Genomic DNA, 21,953 nt, shown 5'->3' with positions numbered 1-21,953 from the left:
CTAGAGCTAGCCTCCGGAAACGAGTGCGCGAAGGAAGAACGTCATGTTGGCGGGGCGCTCGGCGATACGACGCACGAAGTATCCGTACCACTGTTCACCGAACGGCACATAGACCCGCATGTGGTGCCCCACACCGGCCAGCCGACGCTGCTCGGCCTCTCGGATTCCGTACAGCATCTGATACTCGTAATCGCCGGGACCTCTGCCCGTCTCACGTGCCATCAGGCCCGCCGCCTCGATGATGGCGGGATCGTGCGAGGCCACCATGGGATACCCGTCACCCTCCATCAGTACGCGCAGACAGCGCAGATAGGCGACATCGACGTCCTCGGGGTCTCGATGCGCAACAGCCGCCGGCTCGTCATAGGCGCCTTTGCACAGCCGAATACGTGAGCCCTTACCCGACAAGTCAACGCAGTCAGCGTAGGTACGTTTCAGATATGCCTGCAGCACGGTGCCCAGCCCGGGGAAGTCGGCCCGCAATTCACGCACAATGTTCAGCGTCGAGTCCGTGGTGGTGTGATCCTCGGCATCGGCCGTCACCCACACTCCAGCTTGATCCGCCTTGGCGCACAACAGCTGTGCATTCTCCAGAGCGATGCGCTCCCCGTCGCGCGGCAACGCCTGTCCCAGCGCGGACAGCTTGAGCGAGATCTCCAGCGGGCGCACGCCGGTGTGCACGGCATCGCTGCGCTGTGCCAACGCATCCAGCAGCGAGAGGTACGCCGACACCGTGCGGGTGGCCTGCTCGCTGTCGGTGGTGTCCTCACCGAGATAGTCAATGGAGATGAACCGGCCCGAATCAAGCAGCCCGGTGCTGGCACCGAGTACGTCGTCCTGAGATTCACCGGGGACGAAGCGGCGTACTACCTGTCGGGTCAGCGGCATGCGTTCGGCGGCGTGCCGCAGCCGGGCCGATCTGCTGGCCGCCAGGATGGCAGGTCTGGCAGTTTTCCCGAACCATTCAGCCATCCTCACGCTCCATATGCGGGTATTGATATTCCGTTGGGGCGTTGAATGTTTCCTTGATCGACCGGGGCAATAGCCAACGCTGCAGATTCAGCGGAGATCCGGCCTTATCATCGGTTCCCGACGCGCGCCCGCCACCGAAGGGCTGTTGACCGACGACCGCGCCGGTCGGCTTGTCGTTGACATAGAAGTTTCCGGCGGCATAGCGCAGCCGGTCACTGGCCTGCCGTATCGCCGCGCGATCATCGGCGATCACCGCACCGGTTAGTCCGTAGGGCGAACCGGTATCGACGACATCGAGAATGCGTCCATAGTCATCGTCGGGATAGACGTGCACGGCCAGGATCGGGCCAAAGTACTCGGTGGAGAACGCCTCGTCCGTGGGGTCGTCCGAGAGCAGCACCGTGGGACGAACGAAATAGCCTTGACTGTCGTCGTATTCACCGCCCGCGGCGATGGTGACGCCGGCACTCTTGGCGCGGTCGATGGCGGCAGCATTCCGTGCGAACGACTTCTCGTCGATCACGGCCCCGCCGAAGTTGGACAGGTCGGTTACGTCGCCGTAGCTCAGGCCAGAGGTGGCATCCAGGAATTCATCGCCCATCTGATCCCACACAGACCGCGGCACGAAGGCCCGGGAGGCAGCGGAGCATTTCTGGCCCTGGTAGTCGAAGGCACCGCGTATGAGGGCGGTGCGCAATATCTCTGGACGCGCCGACGCATGCGCGACGACGAAATCCTTGCCACCGGTCTCACCGACGAGCCGCGGGTAGGTGTTGTACCTGTCGATATTGGTACCCACTTGGCGCCACAGATGCTGAAACGTGCGGGTGGAGCCGGTGAAGTGGATACCCGCCAGCCGCGGATCAGCCAGTGCCACATCGGATACCGCGATGCCATCCCCGTTCAGCAGATTGATCACACCGGGCGGTAGTCCGGCCGCCTCGAGGAGTTCCAGGGTGAAGTGCGCGGCAAAGGCCTGCGTGACCGAGGGCTTCCACACCACTGTGTTTCCCAAAAGCGCTGGGGCCGTGGGTAGGTTTCCGGCGATCGCGGTGAAGTTGAAAGGTGTGATCGCGTAGACGAAGCCCTCCAGCGGGCGATACTCCAGCCTGTTCCACGCACCGCCGCCACTGTTGGGCTGCTCGGCGAGGATCTGCCGCGCGAACTGCACATTGAACCGCCAGAAGTCGGCCAGCTCGCACGCCGAGTCGATCTCGGCCTGATACGCGGTCTTGGATTGCCCGAGCATGGTGGCGGCGTTGAGGATGGCACGCCACGGACCGGACAGCAGGTCCGCCGCCCGCAGAAACACAGCCGCCCTGTCATCGAAAGGCAATGTCGCCCAATAATTCTTGGCGGCAATGGCCGCCTCCACCGCATCGTGAGCCTCCCGATGACCGGCATTGGTGACGGTACCCAGCACCGAGCGGTGGTTATGCGGCTGCACTACGTCGATACGTTCACCGTCACTCATCCGCCGGGCACCGCCGATCACGTGCGGCAGGTCGATGGGTGAGGCGGTCAGTTCGCCCAGTGCCGTCGTCAATCGGTCACGTTCGGGAGTGTTCGGTGCGTACGTGAGCACCGGCTCATTGCTGGGAGCCGGCACGGTGGTGATGGCATCCATGTACCAAGCATCGTCCTGTTCACCCACGGGTGTCGAGGATTGACGGAGATTGCGCGCGAACACGCAAGGAAACCTCAGGTAGCGGCAAAATCCGGCTGGACGTTACGTGTGGTAGGTGAGGTATCGATCACTAGGGATCGCTGGGCACCGTAGCCGTCAGCTCGGCCGGAACAGGTGCCGGGCTGGTCAGGTCGAACACCGCGACACCATGGAACCCGCGCGGCGTGAAGGTTCGCTCCACCCATTCGGTGATAGCGGTGGACACTTCTGGCCGGTCGCCCCCTTCGGGCGGTGCCGCCAAACGTTCTACGACGAAGAAATGAATCTGGTGCCGCGCGACGTAGTCCTGGAACTGGGCCAACGCGGGGAATGGGTCGCGGCCGGTGAAGCCGCCGACTGGCAGGACAGGGCGATGGGATGTCAGTTGATAGGGCGCGGCGGTATTGGACCGCACCGCCGCCGCCATCCAGGTGAACCGGCCGGCATCGTGTTCGAGATACTCCGTGAGGTCCGGGGCGGGCTTCTTCTCCTGTGTCCGGTCGTCATCCTTGGGCGCGTCCATCAAGATCGCGGCCAGCGCCGGTGTCGCCTTTGATTCTTTTTGCTCGCCAGCCTCTTTGGCGGCTTGCCTCATTGCCCGGACAAAGTCGGCATGCGCCGCGGTCGGTCCCGCCAGCGGTAGTCCTCCGTGGGTGCCGTGACCGGTGGTGTCCACGCAGAACGCGACCGGGCCCGCCAGTACGGCCACCGCCGTCGTCGCCGCACCGACCTCGCGGCACCGGCCACTGACCCAGATCGCGGCGGCAAGCACGGCGGACGCGGCAATCACCCACCGCAACCACGGCACGAATTCCGGCTCGCGGGCCAGCACCACCACCGCCCACGTCCCCGTCCCGAACACCAGCGCCGCACAAAGCCATCGCGCCCAACGTGTCTCACGGTGGCGCCACACCATGGCCGTGCCCAGGCCAATTTGGGCGGCGATGGCGGGGGCCAGCGCCACGGTGTAGTACGGGCTGAACATCCCGCCCTTACCGGTCATGAAATCGAAAAGCAGCCACACGACCACCAACCAGCCACCGAAGGCGACCGCGCACGCACGTTCCGGATCGATCCGCGGCGCCTTGCGCAGCAACACCACCATGACGACGGTGAGTACCAGCGCCGCAGCCAACAGCCAGCTGATCTGGCCGCCGATGACCGCACTGAACATGCGTCCGAATCCCTGCTGAGAAGCCAGTGGATTGTCCTGTGCCAGAGCCGACATGGGGCTGTGGCCCGCATGCTTGCCGGTGATCCGATCCAGACCGTTGTAGCCGAACGTCAACTCCAGAAACGAGTTCGAAGGGGAACCACCGATCCAAGGCCGCGAGGACGCCGGCCATAGCTCGGCCAGCGCCACCCACCAACCACCGCCGAGAACCGCTGCGACGGCGGCGACGCCCAACTGACGCGTACGCACCGAGAGCGGCGGCGGACCACACCACAGATACGTCGCCGCGAGCGCGGGAACCGCGATCAATGCCTCGAGCTGTTTGGTGAGAAAACCCAGCCCCACGCAGGCACCCGAGAGCACCAGCCACCGGGTCCGCCCGTCCCGCACGGCCTCAAGCACCGCCCACACCGAGGCAACCATGAGCAGCAGCATCATGGGTTCCGGATTGTTGTATCGGCACATGGACGCGTAAATGGGAACGAGCGCGAGCACGAGCCCCGCGATGAGTGCGGCCGTCGGCCCGGCATTACGACGAACGGCCCACCACAGCAAGGCCACCGCCGCTACTCCGATGACCGCTTGCGGTACCAGCATCGACCATGGGCTGAAGCCGAACAGCCGGACACTCAGTTCCATCGGCCACAGAAACAGCGGCGGCTTGTCGACGGTGATGGAATTGGCCGCGTCCGACGAGCCGAAGACGAATGCCTTCCACGACACCGACCCGGCCTGCACGGCCGCGGCGTAGAACTGGTTGGCCCATCCATTCGCCGACAGGTTCCACAGGTAGACGGTTGCCGTACCAACCAGTAAGGCACAGAGAGTGATTCGCTCACGAGAGGCAGAACGGGGGGCAGCTTCGGGCGCGGTGGTCGTCAGCACGCACTGAAGGTACTCAGTGATGCTGTGGATCAGCTGGCAGTCAGGCGATGCGCTGCGGCATCGATGCGTTCATCGGTCGCGGTGAGCGCCACGCGCACATGCTCTCTACCGCGGGGCCCATAGAACCGGCCGGGCGCCACCAGAATTCCCCGCCGCGCCAGATACGCCAACGCATCATCGCAGGAATCGCCCCTGGTGGCCCACAGATACAGACCTGCCTCGGAATGATCGATACGGAAGCCGTTGTCAGTCAAAGCCTTCGACAGCCTGTCGCGACGGTGCTCATAGCGGGCGCGCTGCTCCCGCTGGTGTTCATCCTCGCTCAGCGCGGCCGTCATCGCGGCCTGCACCGGCCCGGGCACCATCATCCCGGCGTGCTTACGCACCGCGAGCAGCTCGCCGACCACCGAGCCGTCGCCCAGTACAAATCCGGCACGGTATCCGGCGAGCGACGAGGTCTTGGACAGCGAATGCACCGCTAACAGCCCTGCGGTCTCGCCGTCGCAGACCCTGGGATCGAGAATTGACACCGGCTCGGCATCCCACCCGAGACCGAGATAGCACTCGTCGGACACCACGAGAGCGCCGCGCTCGCGCGCCCACTCGACCACCTTGCGCAGGTGTTCGACAGGAAGCACCGCACCGGTCGGGTTGCTTGGCGAGTTGAGATAGATGAGGGTGGGGCGCTGCGGGCCCAGTTGTGTCAGGGAGTCCGCCCGAACCGTGGGCACCTGCGCCAGCCGCGCTCCCACTTCATAGGTGGGATAGGCCAATTCGGGGATGACGATCAGGTCGTCGGCGCCCAGCCCCAGCAGGGTCGGCAGCCAGGCGATGAGTTCCTTGGTGCCGATCACCGGCAACACAGCATTGTCCGCCAGTGGGACAACGCCGTATCTGCGCGTCACCGCATCACGGATGGCCTGTCGCAGTGCGGGCGTACCGGCGGTCGCCGGATACCCGGGCAGGTCACTGGCCGCCGCCAACGCATCACGTATGACGGGGGCGACGCTATCGACAGGGGTGCCGACCGAGAGGTCGACGATACCGTCGGGATGTGCCGCAGCCGCCGCCTTGGCGTCGGCGATCGTGTCCCACGGAAATTCAGGGAGCGACGCCGACACTCTGGAATGCACGAGCGAGCTCAGTGTCCCTCACCCATGGGCGGAAGCTCCTTGACCGACGGCGGGTCGTAATCGGTCTTGCCCACCTTCGCGGCGCCGCCGGGCGACCCCAGGTCTACGAAGAAGTCGGCGTTGGACTGGATGTAGCCGGTCCACTGGTCCGGCACGTCGTCCTCGTAGAAGATGGCCTCGACCGGGCACACCGGTTCGCAAGCACCGCAGTCCACGCACTCGTCGGGATGGATATAGAGCATCCGCCCGCCCTCGTAGATGCAGTCGACGGGGCACTCTTCAATACATGCCTTGTCCATAACGTCGACGCACGGTTCCGCGATCGTGTAGGTCACGAAGGTCTCCTCGATATTTTCTGGGCTATTTCCTGTCCAGTACATGCGTTGCGGCCAGTATCCCGGTCCCCAGATGTGCCTCGCGACACAGGCTGTCCTAACTAACGAGGTCAATCTAGCCGTATCCACCGGTTACAGGTACTTAGCTTAACGTTTAACTTGGCTCGGCGTCTAGCAGGCACGCTCAGCTCTCGAATGGGTGCTGCTCGACAAGCGATACGCCCCGATCATTCTGCCCAGCCGGCGCGCACCGCATGGCGAGCCGAGCCCGACGAAGAAGTCCGCGTTGACCCGTACGCATCCGCCCATTTCTCGGGCGCATCGCCTTCGCAGTAAATCGCCCCACCGGGCAAACCGGTTCACACGCATTGCAATCCACACACTCGTCGAGGTGTACGCACCTGGCGCATATGCCCGCGTAGACGCGTCCGCCGAGGCACTCCTCGACGCAAGCCCTTGTCCTTGACGTCCACCCACGGGCCCGCGAGCGGTCGGGCCAGAAAATCCCCCCAAGAGATCCGAGCAGCTATATGTTTCTACTAGTTACAGTTACCGTGGCCAGCACTTAACTGGACTCAATATGCAGACAGTTGCACTGCAACAAGTTGCATAGGGTGCGGGATTCGTGCCAACATGCTCGTGTGGCCCTCACCCACGCACTACTGCTATCTCTTGCCGAACAAAGCGGCTCCGGCTACGAGTTGACCAACCGATTCGACCGGTCGATCGGCTACTTCTACAGCGCCACTCACCAGCAGATCTATCGCACGCTGCGCCGCATGGAGGACGACAGCTGGCTGCACTGTCAGGTCGTCGACCAAGAGGGGCGACCTGCGAAGAAGGTCTACACCGTTGCCGAGCTCGGCTATCGCGAGTTGTCGCGCTGGATCGCCAGCTCCGAGGGCACCGACATGCGCGACCTCGCCCTCAAGGTCCGCGCCGCCACCTACGCGGACAGCGACGTGGTCATCGAACAAATCCGCGCTCAGCGAAATGCCCACGCTGCGGCCCTGGAGGGCTACCTCCACATGCAAAAACGCCAGTTTCCCGCTCCGGACCAGCTCTCCGGGGCGGCACTGCACCAATACCTCGTCCTGCGCGGAGGCATCCGCATGGAGGAGGGCTTCACCGATTGGTGCGACGAAATGCTGTCAGCTTTGTCCAGCTCACATGTCCCAGCCCGGACTGACGAAAGTGAAATCGATGAGTAATTCGTACCCAACCCTGCTATCCCCCTTGGATCTCGGATTCACGACGCTGAAGAACCGAGTTGTCATGGGCTCCATGCATGCCGGCCTCGAAGACTTCCCCTGGGACACTCCGGCGCTGGCGGCCTACTTCGCCGAGCGGGCCAAGGGCGGCGTTGGCATGATCATCACCGGCGGATACGCCATCAATCGCACAGCGTGGCTCAAACCGCTGGCCGGCAAGCTCACCACCTCCCTGGAGGCGTACCGGCATCGAATAGTCACCAACGCCGTGCACAAGAACGGCGGCAAGATCATCGTGCAGCTGCTGCACTCGGGCCGCTACGGCTATCACCCGTTCTCGGTGAGCGCCTCGGCCAAGAAGTCACCCATCACCCCGTTCAAGCCGCGCAAAATCAGCACCAAGGGTGTCTGGCAGACCATCGACGACTGGGCGCACAGCGCCAAGATGGCCAAGAAGGCCGGCTACGACGGCTGCGAAATCATGGGCAGCGAAGGCTATTTCATCAATCAATTCCTCGCGCCTTACACCAATGACCGCACCGACGAATTCGGCGGTAACCCGGAAAACCGGCGACGACTGGCCGTCGAGGTGGTCAAGGCCGTGCGCAAGGCGGTAGGACCGGACTTCATCATCTGCTACCGACTGTCGATGGCAGATTACGTTCCCGATGGCCAGACCTGGGATGAAATCGTGGCCCTGGCCAAGGAAATCGAGGCGGCCGGCGCCACCATCATCAACACCGGCATCGGCTGGCACGAGGCGCGGGTACCCACCATCGTCACCTCGGTGCCGCAGAACGCGTTTGTCGACCTCTCCAACAAGATCGCCCAAGAGGTCCGTATTCCCGTGATGGCATCCAACCGGATCAACATGCCGCAGTCCGCCGAGCAGATTCTGAACGACGGTCAGGTGCAGCTGATTTCGATGGCCAGGCCACTACTGGCCGACCCAGACTGGGTGAACAAGGCATCGGCCGACCACGCCGACGAGATCAACACCTGCATCGCGTGCAACCAGGCCTGCCTCGATCACTCCTTCGTGAACAAGAAGGCAAGCTGCCTGCTCAACCCACGGGCCGGTCATGAGACCACGCTTAAGCTGCTGCCGACCCGGCACACCAAGAAGATCGCTGTGGTGGGCGCCGGTCCGGCAGGACTGTCGGCCGCCGTCACCGCGGCGCAACGCGGTCACAAGGTGGTGCTGTTCGAGGCCAACGCCGAGATCGGCGGCCAATTCGATATGGCCCGCAGAATTCCCGGCAAAGAGGAGTTCAACGAGACCATCCGCTACTACACCACCATGCTCAAGAAGTACGGCGTCACAGTGCTTTTGAACAAAAAGGTAGACGCCCAGGAACTCATCGCCGGCAAGTTCGACAATGTCATTCTGGCGACCGGCGTCAAGCCCAGGGTGCCGGCCATCCCCGGTATCGATCACCCGATGGTGCTCTCGTACCCGGAAGTCATCAAGCAAGCCAAGCCCGTGGGTAAGCGGGTTGCGGTTGTCGGTGCGGGCGGCATCGGCTTCGACGTGTCCGAGTTCCTGACGATTGATGAATCGCCCACGCTGAACCTCAAGGAATGGCGCGCCGAGTGGGGCATTTCCGAAGAACACGACGCGCGCGGGTCACTGACGAAACCCATTCCCGCCCCGGCAATTCGCGAGGTCTATCTGTGTCAGCGCAAGAAGGGCTCGCTGGGCAAGGGGCTCGGTAAGACCACGGGGTGGGTGCACCGTGCTTCCCTCAAGGCCAAGAAGGTCACCGAGCTGGCCGGGGTCAACTACGAGAAGATCGACGATGCCGGGCTGCACATCAGTTTCGGCGAGGAGCGTAAGGATCCCCGTGTGCTCGAGGTCGACAATGTGGTGATCTGCGCGGGCCAGGAGTCGGTGCGCGACCTGGACGACGTGCTCAAAGAGGCCGGGGTCAACGTCCACGTGATCGGCGGGGCGGCGCTGGCCGCCGAACTCGACGCCAAGCGCGCGATCCGGCAGGGCACCGAGCTCGCCGCCAAGCTATAGCACTGTCGCGAGCGTGAAGCTGCTGTGGGAAATCAGTGGATTTGTCGCAGCAGCTTCACGCTCGGCGAGCACACCTACACCTCGAGGGCGACCTCGTATACCGCCGGATAGGCGATCGCATCGAATTCGGCCGCGGCGTCACGGATCATCGCCTGAAATCGGTCGTCGCCCGTGGCCGTGGTCAGCGCCTCGATGCTCTCCCAGGTCGCCACATTCACGAGCTGAAAGCGCGCGCCGGGAACCACTGCTCGGTGTATCCGGAACGATACGAACCCCGGCTGCGCTGCCATGAATTCGGCGCGTTTCCGCCAGCCTGCGAGGAAGGCGTCGACCTTGTCCGCGGCAAGCTCGAAGACATTGATGAAGACGATCGGCTCACTCATTGCACTAGCGTGCGCCCAGCCTCTCAATGTGTCAATGAAGCTGACAACGACGGTTAGGGCGTCGGCGCTCCGGTGGGGCTTTCCAACGTCCCATCCCCGGTTCCGACGCCGGGTTTGACGCCACCGGGCACCGGAACCCCATCCACCCCGGCAGAGAATCTAGGGCCACGTGACGGCCCCGACATCAACACCGGCAGTTGGGTTCCGCGCGACGGGCGCAGCGCCGGCACCTGCCCAGGGGAAAAGACTGGGTTATAGGGCGCCGGGTTGGGCGGGGGCGGCGCGGCGGTTGCCGGCACCGCGAGCCCGACTGCCAGGCCCATCACGACCGTTGCCACACACAATGTTCGTATCATGGCGCTACTCCTTGGGTTATGCCACGAGGGTCTTCCAGTTGTCCGGCGGTCGTACCGGCGCCGATTCGGGCCGTGTACCCGGAGTCGACACCGGCCGAGATACGCGCCCCACGCGGAGGGGCCGGACTCAGCCCAAAGGGCGGCTGGGCTGCGGTCGCGGCATAGTTGGGCGTCCCACCGGGTACCGGAATTGGTGCGGCCGGATTGCCCGGCTCCGCGGCAGCTGCCGGCGCCCAGCCCGCCATGCTCAGCAAAACTGCTGTGGCACAAAGGAATTTATTCATCAGATTTTGATCGGATCGCCATAGATCGCGAACTCGGTGTGACCGGTCTCAGTGGACGCGCGCAACGAGGCAAATGAGCGGATGGTGACATCGCCGCCGCAGGCATCGGCCTTCACGTGCACGTTGTCCAGGTCCAGCGCGCCGGTCCCGCCATGGGAAAGCACCATGTTGCCCATCGGCAGATTGACGATGACACCCGGCTGCACCACCGTCTGCACAAATCCACTGACTCCCGCGCTACCGCCGACTCCCACCGACGGGCTGGGAGCCACGCCCAGGCTCACCGACGGCGCGACACCGGCCGATCCACCGATCTGCAACCCCGAGGAGACATCCGACTGGCAACCGAGCTGATATCCGATGACAAAGAGGCTGTCGGTGATCGGGTTGGAGCCGCCGGTGGCGGTCGCAGTCCCCGACAAGGTGATGAAGGCCTCGCGTGAGTTTGTGGCTCCCGCCAGGTTGGGTACCGGATTCACCTGCTCATGATCCAGCCGGATCTGTAGCCGCCAGCCGTCACGCGTGGTCCGCGAATACATCTGCGGCGCCATCTCTCTGGGCTCGGCACTGGCCGGGACCGTGTCCAGGAACCCAAGCATGGCAACGATGAAGCTTGTCGCTACGAGTCGGGCAATCACGGACATCACGATGCCCAAAACGACCCATGGAGTTAACTCTCCGCGACCCAATCAGTCAGATGCGAACACAGACCGTCAACTTGTTGCCGGTCTGTGCACCACTTCTGGCGGCGCGACCACTGTCTCGGTCGGGCGTTACCAGTCCGGAACCACCTGGCGCAGTGGAATGTTCGGCCAATCAGTCTCCGGAACACCCCGGCATCCGGTAAATATCAAGATCACATTGCACATGGGGAGGCTTAGTTGCGGATCAAGGTTCTGTTTTTCACCGTCGCCGCGTTCATCGGCGGCCCGTCGATCGGCGTCGCCCTCGCTCCCTTTGCGCAGGCATATCCCAATTGCGCGGCCGCACGAGCGGCGGGCGCCGCACCCCTTTACCGCGGACAACCCGGCTACAGCTCGAAACTCGATCGCGATGGCCACGATGTCAACTGCCTCACTCGGGCAGACGCGCTGAGGGCTTCGGCATAATCAAGAACCGCTACGCCGCGGACGGCCTCCGTGCGTACGTGGTGGTGCGCTCCACCGCCGGCCGCCCGATGCCGTCGGCGATTTCTTCCAGTTCGGCAATGGTCTTGGCCGAGCCATGCTCGGACCCGGCCATCCGCGAGATGGTCTCTTCCATGAGCGTGCCGCCGAGATCGTTGGCACCGCTTTGGAGCATGACGCGGGTGCCCTCGATGCCGAGCTTGACCCAGCTGGTCTGAATATTGTCGATGCGCCCGTGCAGCATGATGCGCGCCAGCGCGTGTACCGCCCGGTTGTCCCGATTCGTGGGCCCGGGACGTGCCGCGCCCGCCAGGTATAGCGGGGCACTCTGATGCACGAACGGCAGCGGCACAAATTCGGTGAATCCGCCTGTGCGGTCCTGAATTCCGGCGAGCACACGCAGGTGTGCCACCCAATGCTTCGGGGTGTCGACGTGCCCGTACATCATGGTCGAGCTGGAGCGCAGTCCCACCTCGTGCGCGGTGCTGATGACATCGATCCACTCGGACGCGGGCAGCTTGCCCTTGGTGAGCACCCAGCGGATCTCGTCATCGAGAATCTCCGCGGCGGTACCCGGAATGGTGTCCAAGCCCGCGGCACGCAGCTCGGTCAGCCAATCGCGCACACTCTGGCCGCCCTTGGAGGCACCGTTGACGATTTCCATGGGGCTGAAGGCGTGCACATGCATGCTGGGCACCCGCTTCTTCACCGCACGCACCAGATCCGCATACCCGGTCACGGGCAGTTCCGGGTCGATGCCGCCCTGCATGCAGACCTCGGTGGCCCCGGCGACATACGCCTCCCAGGCGCGGTCGCCCACCTCCTCCGCGGACAGTGAGAACGCGTCGGCGTCACCCTTGCGCTGCGCGAACGCGCAGAACCGGCAGCCGGTGTAGCAGATATTGGTGAAGTTGATATTCCGGTTCACCACATAGGTGACGTCGTCGCCCACCACGTCTGCGCGGATCGAATCAGCCAACGCGGCAAGGGCATCCATCGCCGGCCCCTCGGCTGTGGCGAGGGCAAGGTATTCATCGTCGGTGCATCCTGCCGGATCACGCTCGGCAGAGCGTAAGGCCGCCAACACATCGGCGCCCACCTTCTCCGGCGCACGCGCATTCAGCTCACGCACGTGCTCGCGGATGGACTCCCAGTCGCCGAAGGCGCTCGCCAGGTCGCTGCGGGTGTCGGTGTTGCGCCCCTCGGAGTCGATCGCGGCATGCAAGTCCACCCGTCCCGTCGACTCCCAGGTTTCGTCGGGCTCCTGCCACGGCAATCCCGTGGGCGAAATATCCAGGGCGTAACCGGTTTCCGGGTTGGCCAAGGCCTCCACATGCCCGCGTACCCGCGGGTCGATCCACGCGGCACCGGCCTGTACATATTGCGGCTGCGCCGTCAGGCGCTGCACCAGGTCGTATCCGGCCTCTGCCGTCACCGAGGCCAAATCGTCCAGCGCCGGCCAGGGCCGCTCGGGATTCACGTGGTCTGGGGTGAGTGGCGAGACGCCGCCCCAGTCGTCCACTCCGGCACCGATCAACGCCAAGCACTCGCTGCGGGATACCAGATTTGGGGGTGCCTGTACCCGCATCTTCGGCCCCAGCACCAGTCGGGTCACGGCGATCGTCGCCAGAAAATCATCGATGTCGGCGTCCGGAGCCGACTTCATGGCGGTGTCCGACTTAGCCCGGAAGTTCTGCACGATCACTTCCTGGACGTGGCCGAATTCCTTGTGCACCTTGCGGATCGCATGAATCGTCTCGGCGCGCTCGGTCAGATTCTCGCCGATGCCCACCAACAGGCCCGTGGTGAACGGGATCGACAACCGACCCGCGTCCGTCAGTGTGCGCAGCCGCACGGCCGGGTCTTTGTCGGGGCTGCCGTAGTGGGCCTCGCCGCGGTCCTCGAAGAGTCGCCGCGAGGTGGTCTCCAGCATCATGCCCATCGACGGCGCCACCGGCTTGAGCCGGGCCAGTTCGGCCCAGCTCATCACCCCAGGGTTCAGATGCGGCAGCAGACCCGTCTCCTCCAGAACCCGGATCGCCATCGCGCGCACATAGTCCAGGGTGGTGTCATAGCCACGCTCGTCCAGCCACTGTTTGGCTTCGGGCCAGCGCTCTTCGGGTCGGTCCCCCAGGGTGAACAACGCCTCTTTGCAGCCCAATTCGGCACCGCGGCGGGCCACATCCAAGATCTCGTCGGGCTCCATGTACATGCCCTGGCCCTGCGCACGCAGCTTGCCGGGAACCGTCACAAAGGTGCAGTAATGGCACTTGTCCCGGCACAGATGTGTTACCGGAATGAACACCTTGCGTGAATACGAGATCGGCAAACGCCCCTCGGCGCCCAGACGGCCGCCGGACTCCAGACCGGCATCACGGACCCGCGCGGCGCTGGCCATCAAATCGGCTAGGTCGTCCCCACGGGCGGTAAGCGCGAGCGCGGCCTCGTCGACGTTCAACGTCACGCCGTCACGCGCACGTCGCAACACCCGCCGCAGCGCGGTAGATGACGCCGCCTTCCGGGAGGGAAACGCGGGGTTCGGCAGCGGCGTTACGTCGTCGGGCACGTTTGTACAACCGTCGGTCACCCTCAGATCATCCGCCCGTACCGAAAAGCCGACCACTCGGGGGTTCATCAACGAGGCCACCCTGCGGAAACGCCCCGGATCGCTAGGCTGATCACCGTGAGTCTTACGAGAACCCTCAAGCAGAAACTCCCATTTCTGCGGTATTCGTTTCTGCGGGCGGTGTTCGGCGGCCTCAACGTCATGCGCACCGGTCAGATGGGCGATGGTCGCGAGGAAGCCACCGCCGAGCATGTCGTCGCGACCGCCCCGGCCGGGGATATCGACGCCGCCATCGAGGCGATCGACAACTTCGCGTACGACCAGTCGATTCTCATGAACGTCGGCGACGAAAAGGGCCAGCTGCTCGATGCCGCCGTCAAACGCGCCAACCCCAAGATCGCCCTGGAGCTGGGCGCCTATTGCGGCTACAGCGGCCTACGGATCGCGCGGGCGGCCCCGGGCGCCAAATTCTTCTCCATCGAGAAATCAGGCGCCAACGCCTCCGTGGCACGCCGAGTCTGGGCACACGCCGGTCTGGCGGATCGGGCCACCTGTCTCACCGGGACGGCCGATGACGGCGTCACCTTGGACACCTTGGCCAAGGACTACGGGTTTACCGAGGGATGTCTGGATTTCGTGTTCATCGACCATTGGAAGGACATTTATCTCGATGACCTGCAGCGGCTTCTGGAACGGGGCTGGCTGCATCCGGGCACGATCGTCGTCGCCGATAACGTCCGCTTCCCCGGCGCTCCGAAGTACCGCGCGTACATGAAGGACCAGCAGGGCAAGCTCTGGCAGACCATCGAGCACGAGACCCACGTGGAGTATCAGACTCTGGTGAAGGATCTGGTGCTGGAGTCGGAGTACCTGGGATAGGCCGGGGCTAGTCGATCCGGCGGCGCAAAAGATACGCCGCGGGCAGCACACCGATCACGATCAGCAGGACGGGCCAAAACCCGGTGAAGACAACATCGCCGCCGGGGCCACCGAATAAGAGCACCATCGCTGTTGCCACGAACGCCCACAGGGATGCCCCAACCCATCGCGGGGTCGGCGCCCACTGCAGGGCGCTCCACACCAGCAGCACGTTGAGTACGGCGGCGATGATCAGGCCGAGCGGAACGAGGACCCCGCCGAAGCGTGTGTTGAGCAGAGCGGCGCCCAGAATCGCGCTGATGACGCCATCAAAAATGAGCGCGGCCATGACGAACCCGCGCACGAATACGTTCAGGGCGCCTAGATCGGGATCGAATCGAGCTGAGCTGCCAGCGAGCCGACGACCCATTGGAAGTTGTCCAGCCGGTCTTGCCAGTGCTGCTGGTTGGGATCCAGGTCTTGATCGGGTGGCATGAATCGAGCTTACAACTCCACCCCAGCGAACAGATCTGATTCCCACCCGGTGTCCACGCCCGGCTCGCCCCGCACCAGCACGAAATGCTCGATGTCCGCGATGGGCAACGCGATCAGGTTGGACAGCGCCATCGAGGATCCGTCGTCGGACACCGTCAGCTGGGTAGCGTGCGCGCGCAGCGCCGCGACCTTGGCCTCGCGGTGGCCCGAGACGTCGATGGCGGCACTGATCTTTTCGTCGGCGAAGGTGGGTATGAGATCCAGCGGCGCCGGCTGGCATCCCGGCGGCAGCTGGGTGATCGATGCGAGGCCGGTCTCCAGCGCACTGGTCGCGATGACGGTCCAGTACAGCTTGGCCACCTGCCAGCTCGCTTTTTCCACGGCCGCGGTCGTCACCGTGTGGGCCTGGATGTGATCGGGGTGTCCGTAGCCGCCGAACGGGTCATAGGTGACGACGACATGGGGACGGTGTTCGTCGATCAGCGCGGTCAGCGCGCCCACCGCCTCGTTCAGATCGGCGCCCGCGAAGGCCCGTGGGTGCAACGGCGTGGTGTCCGCCATGCCGGAGTCACGCCAGCGCCCGGCGCCGCCCAGAAAGGTGGGCCCGTCGACACCGAGATGTCTTAGCGCCGTGGAGAGTTCTCCGATCCGGTATCCGCCGAGTTGATCGGCCTGGTCAACGGCCAGCTGCGCCCAACGATCGCCGATCACCTCGCCTTCCTCCCCGAGAGTGCAGGTCACCAACTGGACATCGGCGCCTTCGGCGGCGTACCGCGCAATGGTTCCCCCGGTGGTCAGAGATTCGTCATCGGGGTGTGCGTGCACCAGCATGAGTCGTCGAGTCGTCATGGGCGGGTCTTCTTCCACTCTCCTGCCGTGGCCACAATCCCGACCGGCACCGCACCGGCCAGCTCCACGTTCTGCACGCTGGGACCGGCCGCGGCGATGGTGGTGTCCTGCATGATCGGCAGCACCGTTGCCATCTTCCATAATTGCGGCTCGGCCTGATCGACGACCTTGCCCACATCGGCATGACCCGTCAGCGCGGCGTCGATGCTGGCCTGCAATTCCTCATCACACAGCCCGGTCAGATTGCTCGGGGCGCGAACAGAATCCTCTCGCGACGGCGGCGCGGGTGTATTACTGGCCGGCGGCGGTGGCGGCGTCGTGGTGCGAGTGTCGGGCAGCCTCCCCGCTTGCAGCGCCGGGCAGCCATACCGAGAGGCGAGTGCGGTGGCCAGGTCTCCGCCGGCCTGGTGCCAGCCGACGATGGCATCTACCCGGCCGTCCGGGATCGCCTGTCCGTACAGCGTGGGCGGGTCGAGGGCCAGCACGCTCGCGCGCACTCCCGCGTTGCGCAGCTGGTCGGCCGCGGTGTTGGCGACGGCCACCGAAGTGGGATCGTTGGAGGCCGCGCCGATGACGAGGGTCAACGGGTCCCCGTCCTTGGTGATCTGCGGCGGACCGGCGGGTGCATTGGGAGCCGGGGGCACCACCGGGTTCTCCACGGCCTCGTACCCGGCCTCCTTGAGTAACGCGAGCGAGGCGTCCCGGGTCAATGCGACGGGTGCGGTGGGCTTGTACCCGGGGTCCGACGGTGAGCGCACCTGAGCCGCCGCCAGCGTGACGGAGTTTTCATTGCCTGCCGCCACCGCCGCCAGTAGCCCGACATCGAGCAAGCCCAGCAGTCCGCGTCGCACCTTCGCGTCGGTGAGAGTCGGCTGCCCGGCCCGCAGCGTCAGCTGCAGGGTGCGCGGCGCGACGATGCGCGCGGTGCGCACCCCGGGGATATTGGACAACTGCGCGAAGGTCACCCCGCTGCCGTGCACCTGGGCCACTTGGGTGTCCCCGTTGCGGATCGAATCGGCCAACACCGTCGGGGCGCCTGCTCGACGGAAAAGGATCTCGTCGGGAACGGCCTGGGTTGCCCAGTACCGGTCATTACGCGCCAGCAGGATCTCGTCACGCTGCGGGTCGATGGTGTCGACGCGGAAACGCCCCCCGGAGGCGGGCATCGACTTGACCAGCCCGGAGGCGAACCCGCCCGGGATGTCCTTCACGATGTGCGCGGGCAGCAGGTCATTGAACAGCTCGCGCCATGCCGGGTACTTATGGTCGAAGGTGACGACCACGCGCTTGCCACCGTCACGCGACTGCACGTCGGTGATGTTTCCGTAGCCCGCCGGGTCGACGGTCCCGGGCTGGGTGAGCATCTGCTGCCACAGGTAGGAGAAATCATCGGCGCCGATGGGTGCGTTATCGGTCCACTGTGCCTCGGGACGGATCGTGTAGGTGACCGTGAACGGTTCCTGGCTGGTTTCCTCGGCCGAGACCAGCAGTGTCGGGTCCATCTCCCAGCGCGAGCCGGTGGTGGTCGCCGAATCGGGCACCGGACGGAACGCGCTGGGCAGCACCAGCGCACTGATCGCGGAGTTCACCGGCGACTGATCGGACAACAGATGCGGGTTGAAGCCCGCTCCGATCGAGTCGATGCCCACCACAATCTGCTCTTTCTTGGGTGGTGGCGGTGTGGTCGAGCTTGTTGTCTCGCTGCCCTGCACGGCCGGAGGTGCGCTGACAGAGCACCCGGCGAGGAGCACCACACCGAGCACTGCACACAGTCGCAGGCGCGGTGAGTCGGTCGGCATGAGGAACAACCTTATCGGTGGGGTGCTGTGAGTCGGATGTCAACAAGGGCCAGCTACACCCGGAGCCGCTGCCGGATACCGCCGGTACGACTGTATGCGCCGGAAAATCGGCTAACGACTGGCGACCCTACTGTCCGCTGGGCGAATCCTGCCCAGTTCCCGACGGGTTGGACGAATCCGCGTCTCCGGGCACGCCCGTGTCGTCACCGCCGCCGTGGTTCGGGTTGGTGCAGATCGTGCCCTCGCACGGCACATAGTTGCTGCTGCCGTCCGGATTCTTGATCGCCTTGGGACCCACATACGAACCCGCCGGGCACGCCGGATCCTCGTTCCGCGCGCAGTACTCCTGGCTCACGTTGTTGCCGGTCGAACCATCGGCACCCTTCGGTCCACCATTCACCGGCTGGCCCTGCGAGTCCCATCCCCCCGCCTCGTCCGCTGCGCCGTGGTTCGGGTTGGTGCAGATCGTGCCCTCGCACGGCACATAGCTGTTGCTGCCGTCCGGATTCTTGATCGCCTTGGCATCCACATACGAACCCGCCGGGCACGCCGGATCCTCGTTCCGCGCGCAGTACTCCTGGCTCACGTTGTTGCCGGTCGAACCATCGGCACCCACCGGGCCGCCGTCGACAGGATTGCCGTTGTTGTCCCAGTAGCCGGCACCCGCGCCCGGCGCCGCGTGCGGACCTAGGTAAGTTCCGGCCGCGCAGTTCGCATCGTGATTCTGAGCGCAGTACGCATCCGTGCGCTTGTCGGCTGGCGCCGAACCTGTCTGGTGAGCCTTCGCGTGTTGCGGCGGCCTCGATCCTCCGGAAGAGTCAGGGGCCTGCGCGCCGCAGGACACGACGGACAGACACAAGCCCAACGTTCCGATAATGGCAACGTAAAGCCGCCGCGCCGCCAAATCGAACCCTCCTCCACCACAATGCCTCTGGGTCTTATCGGGCAGGTCTGGCTCGCATCAGCGCGAGACCAGAACCCGCCCGACCCTCGCGATCACGTCCCCCGTGACCACGTCCGGCCACTGTAGGCAAGAGCGATGTTGCGGCGCCTTCGAAATCTGGCGCATATTGCGGAAAATGAGTCATACACCGCTGCGATAAGCCGTCGGTGTCACGCCGATACGGGTCTTGAAGGTGGTGGCGAAATGGCTAGGGCTCGAAAAACCCACGGCAACACTGATATCCGTAACGGACAGATCGGTAGTCGCAAGTAGTTGCTTGGCCCGGCTCATCCTGCGGTCCAGGACGAACTGATACGGCGTGTGGCCGAACACCTCGGTGAAGGCCTTGCGGAACTCGCTCGTGGACATCTGCGCATGACCGGCCAGTGCCGACAAGCTGATGTCCGCGTCCAGACCATCCTCGATGTACTCGGTCACCCGGGCCTGCATCGCAGAGTCCAGCAGCCGGCGACGTTCCGGCCGCGGGCGAAGTGCGGCGTAATGGTCACTGAGATGCAGTCGCACGACGTCCGCCAAAGACTCACGCAACAATCGCGCGATCACATCGGTGCGATCGGCGACGCTGTACATCCTCGATGCCAGCTGCAGTATCAGCGGATCTGAATAAGCCACCCTGGGCTGCAGGTCTCGCTGGTCGAGCAACCTCGTCGGAATATCGAAGCGGCAGAACGAAGCACGCTCTCCTTGTGTGGTGATGGCAGCGCGGCTGCCCATGGGAACAACCAGGACATCACCAACCTTGGGCAGGTACCGCCGGGACAGGCCGTCTACGAAATCGATCTCCTTGGAAAGGATTCGTCCGCCTTGGTACACGGCGACCACATGATGGGGCTCGTCGAAGTACCACTCCGTGGGCTCAACAATCGGCTCGCTGACAAACGTGATCTGCAGCTCACCCAATGCAACACCCCCAAAACCCCCGAAAACCATTGTCGTCCAATGCTAGCGGCAACATGCGCGCATCCGGCTACGGCGTCACGATCGCAAAACCTGGATCGGGTTCATCAAGCACCGAGACCAGCCGCGCGAACCCGCTCGCATCGCCTTCCACCGTGATCTCCCCTGAGGCGAACAGTCGCCCAGGGTCCTCCCCTGCCAACAGAAGTTTGACGAGCCCCGTCCGAGTAAGGGTAAAGGCGACCGCAGGCTGCGGCGCATTGGCAGTCTCGGGCAGGTCATAGTGCACCAGCACCCCGTTACGCAGTTCCACACGGTGTACCCGATCCTCGTCGGTGAATCGCCAGTCGCTGACAAAGCGTTCGTCCCACGCCTTGGGGCCATTGACCCGCAACGAGAGTGCGTCGAAGATTTGATCGACGCTCAACGCCGCCATCATCGAGGGCGACCCGATCGAGACCGGTGTGCCCACGCTGCCATGGCGTAACTCATAGGCGCCCATCAAATAGAAGTTGCGCCAAGTGGCATTCTCGGCGCCATAACCGAGTTGCTCAAAGCAGTTGGCTTGCAATGCCTTCGCCGCGTCATTGGCAGGATCCGCGAAGATCACGTAGTTGAGCACCTGGGCCACCCATCGATAGTCGCCCTGCTCAAAGGCGATACGCGCCTTACGCAGCACCTCCTGAGCGCCGCCCATGAATTCCACATGTCGCCGCGCGTTCTCCACGGGCGGATGTTCCCAGAGGTGCGCGGGGTTACCGTCGAACCAGCCCATGTAGCGCTGATAGATCGCCTTGACGTTGTGGCTGACCGAACCGTAGTAGCCGCGCGTGTGCCAAGCGCCGGCGATCGCCGGCGGCAGTTGCAGATCTTCGGCGATCTCCGAACCCACCAGTCCCTGGTTGAGCATACGCAACGTCTGATCGTGCAGATAGGCATACAAATCGCGCTGCAAGGCAAGGTATTCCACAAGACGTTCGGTGCCCCAGGTGGGCCAATGATGCGAGGCGAACACCACATCGGAGTCACGGGCGTACAGATTGATGGCCTCGGTGATATACCGCGCCCAGACATGCGGATCGCGTACCAGCGCGCCGCGCAATGTCAACAGATTGTGCAGGGTGTGAGTTGCGTTCTCGGCCATGCAGAGCGCCCGTCGCTCGGGAAAATGAAAGTTCATCTCGGCGGGGGCCTCGGTGCCCGGCGTGAGCTGGAAAACCATGCGCACACCGTCGACCGTCTCCTCTTGCCCGGTGTGGGTGATGTCCACGGTTGGCGGGATCAAGGTGACGGTGCCGAGCGAATTGGTCTGCCCCAGGCCGGCTCCTACCTGCCCGAGCGGGCCTCTGGGCAGAAATGCGCCGTACATGTAGACGGCACGACGAGTCATCGCGGGTCCGGCGTACACGTTCTCGGCCACCGCATGTTCCAGCAGGCCGGCAGGCGCCAGCACGGGGCAGCGCCCGGTCGCCACATCCTCGGGGCTGGTCACCCCGAGTGCACCCCCGAAATGGTCCACATGCGAGTGCGTATAGATCAACCCGGTCACGGGACGGTCACCGCGATGGTGCCGGTACAGCGCCAGCCCCGCGGCCGCGGTCTCGACGGACACCAACGGGTCGATCACGATGACTCCGCGTTCACCCTCGACCAGCGTCATATTCGAGATGTCCAGGCCCCGAACCTGATAGATGCCCTCGGTGACGTGGTAGAGCCCTTGGCGGATGTTTAGCCCGCACTGGCGCCACAGGCTGGGGTGCACCGATCCTGGACATGCGCCCTGCAGGAACGCATACGAATCGTTGTCCCACACCACCTTTCCTGAATCGTCGCGAACCACTCCCGGCTCCAGCGCAGCGATGAACCCCCGGTCGGCGTCTTCCTGGTCGGCGGTATTGGCGAACGGGAGTTCCTGCGCCGCGGCCGCATTCTGTTCGAGGATGCGAGATGTGGGCTGGGTTTGCTCGGCCATATCG

General features: G+C 64.4%; 20 protein-coding genes and 1 pseudogene. 4 read left to right on the top strand and 17 right to left on the bottom strand.

Translation table 11 applies throughout. The features are described 5' to 3' along the window. Positions 1-6 precede the first annotated feature (6 nt). From MAB_RS06880 to MAB_RS25465, 6 genes and pseudogenes are all read right to left on the bottom strand, one after another. Positions 7-972 (bottom strand): proline dehydrogenase family protein, encoded by a 966-nt coding sequence (locus tag MAB_RS06880; RefSeq protein WP_005110069.1) that lies wholly within the window; start codon positions 970-972, stop codon positions 7-9. Further along, positions 965-2,599, bottom strand: a complete 1,635-nt coding sequence (gene pruA, locus MAB_RS06875) for an L-glutamate gamma-semialdehyde dehydrogenase (RefSeq protein ID WP_005092981.1) — start codon at positions 2,597-2,599, stop codon at positions 965-967. Before pruA ends, MAB_RS06880 begins: the two co-directional genes overlap by 8 nt. Before the next feature lie 130 nt (positions 2,600-2,729). After that, positions 2,730-4,697 (bottom strand): glycosyltransferase family 39 protein, encoded by a 1,968-nt coding sequence (locus MAB_RS06870; RefSeq protein WP_005110067.1) that lies wholly within the window; start codon positions 4,695-4,697, stop codon positions 2,730-2,732. Between the two features lie 29 nt (positions 4,698-4,726). After that, entirely contained in the window at positions 4,727-5,818 is a 1,092-nt protein-coding gene (dapC, locus tag MAB_RS06865; protein ID WP_005088031.1) for a succinyldiaminopimelate transaminase, read from the bottom strand. Between the two features lie 20 nt (positions 5,819-5,838). Then, positions 5,839-6,165 carry a ferredoxin gene (gene fdxA, locus MAB_RS06860; RefSeq protein WP_005059593.1) on the bottom strand — a complete coding sequence of 109 codons (327 nt, stop codon included), beginning with the start codon at positions 6,163-6,165 and terminating at the stop codon, positions 5,839-5,841. Positions 6,166-6,336: 171 nt separating this feature from the next. Next, positions 6,337-6,665, bottom strand: a pseudogene (locus tag MAB_RS25465) (4Fe-4S dicluster domain-containing protein). Between the two features lie 141 nt (positions 6,666-6,806). Here MAB_RS25465 and MAB_RS06855 point away from each other — a divergent pair. Both MAB_RS06855 and MAB_RS06850 read left to right on the top strand, forming a co-directional pair. Further along, on the top strand, positions 6,807-7,376 hold the full coding sequence (locus MAB_RS06855) for a PadR family transcriptional regulator (RefSeq protein ID WP_005084426.1): 570 nt from the start codon (positions 6,807-6,809) through the stop codon (positions 7,374-7,376). After that, positions 7,369-9,399 carry an NADPH-dependent 2,4-dienoyl-CoA reductase gene (locus tag MAB_RS06850; RefSeq protein ID WP_005088026.1) on the top strand — a complete coding sequence of 677 codons (2,031 nt, stop codon included), beginning with the start codon at positions 7,369-7,371 and terminating at the stop codon, positions 9,397-9,399. The genes MAB_RS06855 and MAB_RS06850 overlap by 8 nt, the downstream gene beginning before the upstream one ends. Before the next feature lie 74 nt (positions 9,400-9,473). On the opposite strand, the gene MAB_RS06845 is transcribed toward MAB_RS06850, so the two are convergent. The 4 genes from MAB_RS06845 to MAB_RS06830 are packed head-to-tail and all read right to left on the bottom strand — an operon-like array spanning position 9,474 to position 11,060. After that, complete coding sequence (locus tag MAB_RS06845) at positions 9,474-9,782, bottom strand: antibiotic biosynthesis monooxygenase family protein (protein ID WP_005088024.1); 309 nt, start codon at positions 9,780-9,782, stop codon at positions 9,474-9,476. Between the two features lie 53 nt (positions 9,783-9,835). Next, positions 9,836-10,138: a hypothetical protein gene (locus tag MAB_RS06840; RefSeq protein WP_005110066.1), complete on the bottom strand. Its 303-nt coding sequence runs from the start codon at positions 10,136-10,138 to the stop codon at positions 9,836-9,838. Next, a complete protein-coding gene (locus MAB_RS06835; protein ID WP_005084419.1) occupies positions 10,135-10,422 on the bottom strand; it encodes a hypothetical protein in 288 nt (95 codons plus the stop codon). The genes MAB_RS06840 and MAB_RS06835 overlap by 4 nt, the downstream gene beginning before the upstream one ends. Beyond that, on the bottom strand, positions 10,422-11,060 hold the full coding sequence (locus tag MAB_RS06830; RefSeq protein ID WP_005092977.1) for an MspA family porin: 639 nt from the start codon (positions 11,058-11,060) through the stop codon (positions 10,422-10,424). The genes MAB_RS06835 and MAB_RS06830 overlap by 1 nt, the downstream gene beginning before the upstream one ends. A gap of 243 nt (positions 11,061-11,303) precedes the next feature. Here MAB_RS06830 and MAB_RS06825 point away from each other — a divergent pair, with 243 nt between their 5' ends. Continuing rightward, on the top strand, positions 11,304-11,531 hold the full coding sequence (locus MAB_RS06825; RefSeq protein ID WP_005110065.1) for an excalibur calcium-binding domain-containing protein: 228 nt from the start codon (positions 11,304-11,306) through the stop codon (positions 11,529-11,531). A gap of 10 nt (positions 11,532-11,541) precedes the next feature. On the opposite strand, the gene MAB_RS06820 is transcribed toward MAB_RS06825, so the two are convergent. Continuing rightward, on the bottom strand, positions 11,542-14,115 hold the full coding sequence (locus MAB_RS06820; RefSeq protein ID WP_005092974.1) for a bifunctional FO biosynthesis protein CofGH: 2,574 nt from the start codon (positions 14,113-14,115) through the stop codon (positions 11,542-11,544). A gap of 117 nt (positions 14,116-14,232) precedes the next feature. Between MAB_RS06820 and MAB_RS06815 the strand changes: the two genes are divergently transcribed. Next, positions 14,233-14,994 carry an O-methyltransferase gene (locus MAB_RS06815; protein ID WP_005084412.1) on the top strand — a complete coding sequence of 254 codons (762 nt, stop codon included), beginning with the start codon at positions 14,233-14,235 and terminating at the stop codon, positions 14,992-14,994. Between the two features lie 7 nt (positions 14,995-15,001). Here the strand turns inward: MAB_RS06815 and MAB_RS06810 are convergent, their stop codons facing one another. The 6 genes from MAB_RS06810 to MAB_RS06785 all read right to left on the bottom strand — a co-directional run bounded on the left by MAB_RS06810 (position 15,002) and on the right by MAB_RS06785 (position 21,949). Further along, positions 15,002-15,337, bottom strand: a complete 336-nt coding sequence (locus tag MAB_RS06810; RefSeq protein WP_005110064.1) for a hypothetical protein — start codon at positions 15,335-15,337, stop codon at positions 15,002-15,004. A 140-nt stretch (positions 15,338-15,477) separates the two neighbouring features. Beyond that, positions 15,478-16,317, bottom strand: a complete 840-nt coding sequence (gene mshB, locus MAB_RS06805; protein WP_005088014.1) for an N-acetyl-1-D-myo-inositol-2-amino-2-deoxy-alpha-D-glucopyranoside deacetylase — start codon at positions 16,315-16,317, stop codon at positions 15,478-15,480. Then, positions 16,314-18,116 carry an ABC transporter family substrate-binding protein gene (locus MAB_RS06800; RefSeq protein ID WP_005084402.1) on the bottom strand — a complete coding sequence of 601 codons (1,803 nt, stop codon included), beginning with the start codon at positions 18,114-18,116 and terminating at the stop codon, positions 16,314-16,316. The genes mshB and MAB_RS06800 overlap by 4 nt, the downstream gene beginning before the upstream one ends. Before the next feature lie 127 nt (positions 18,117-18,243). Continuing rightward, the gene (locus MAB_RS06795; RefSeq protein WP_005110063.1) at positions 18,244-19,020 is read right to left on the bottom strand and encodes a hypothetical protein; all 777 of its coding nucleotides are present in this window, start codon (positions 19,018-19,020) and stop codon (positions 18,244-18,246) included. A 180-nt stretch (positions 19,021-19,200) separates the two neighbouring features. Continuing rightward, positions 19,201-20,010, bottom strand: coding sequence for a helix-turn-helix transcriptional regulator (locus MAB_RS06790; protein WP_005084398.1), 810 nt, complete (start codon positions 20,008-20,010; stop codon positions 19,201-19,203). A gap of 37 nt (positions 20,011-20,047) precedes the next feature. Beyond that, positions 20,048-21,949 (bottom strand): alkyl/aryl-sulfatase, encoded by a 1,902-nt coding sequence (locus MAB_RS06785; RefSeq protein WP_005110061.1) that lies wholly within the window; start codon positions 21,947-21,949, stop codon positions 20,048-20,050. Positions 21,950-21,953: the final 4 nt, after the last annotated feature.

Source organism: Mycobacteroides abscessus ATCC 19977, assembly GCF_000069185.1.
GTDB lineage: Bacteria > Actinomycetota > Actinomycetes > Mycobacteriales > Mycobacteriaceae > Mycobacterium > Mycobacterium abscessus.
This window is presented reverse-complemented; position numbering and strand designations above follow the sequence as displayed.

Excerpts from the sequence above, each read along its gene's own strand:
- pruA (WP_005092981.1), bottom strand. The coding sequence starts at position 2,599 with ATGGATGCCATCACCACCGTGCCGGCTCCCAGCAATGAGCCGGTGCTC.
- MAB_RS06785 (WP_005110061.1), bottom strand. The coding sequence starts at position 21,949 with ATGGCCGAGCAAACCCAGCCCACATCTCGCATCCTCGAACAGAATGCG.
- MAB_RS06880 (WP_005110069.1), bottom strand. The coding sequence starts at position 972 with ATGGCTGAATGGTTCGGGAAAACTGCCAGACCTGCCATCCTGGCGGCC.
- MAB_RS06845 (WP_005088024.1), bottom strand. The coding sequence starts at position 9,782 with ATGAGTGAGCCGATCGTCTTCATCAATGTCTTCGAGCTTGCCGCGGAC.
- MAB_RS06850 (WP_005088026.1), top strand. The coding sequence starts at position 7,369 with ATGAGTAATTCGTACCCAACCCTGCTATCCCCCTTGGATCTCGGATTC.
- MAB_RS06835 (WP_005084419.1), bottom strand. The coding sequence starts at position 10,422 with ATGAATAAATTCCTTTGTGCCACAGCAGTTTTGCTGAGCATGGCGGGC.
- MAB_RS06790 (WP_005084398.1), bottom strand. The coding sequence starts at position 20,010 with ATGGTTTTCGGGGGTTTTGGGGGTGTTGCATTGGGTGAGCTGCAGATC.
- mshB (WP_005088014.1), bottom strand. The coding sequence starts at position 16,317 with ATGACGACTCGACGACTCATGCTGGTGCACGCACACCCCGATGACGAA.
- MAB_RS06840 (WP_005110066.1), bottom strand. The coding sequence starts at position 10,138 with ATGATACGAACATTGTGTGTGGCAACGGTCGTGATGGGCCTGGCAGTC.
- MAB_RS06800 (WP_005084402.1), bottom strand. The coding sequence starts at position 18,116 with ATGCCGACCGACTCACCGCGCCTGCGACTGTGTGCAGTGCTCGGTGTG.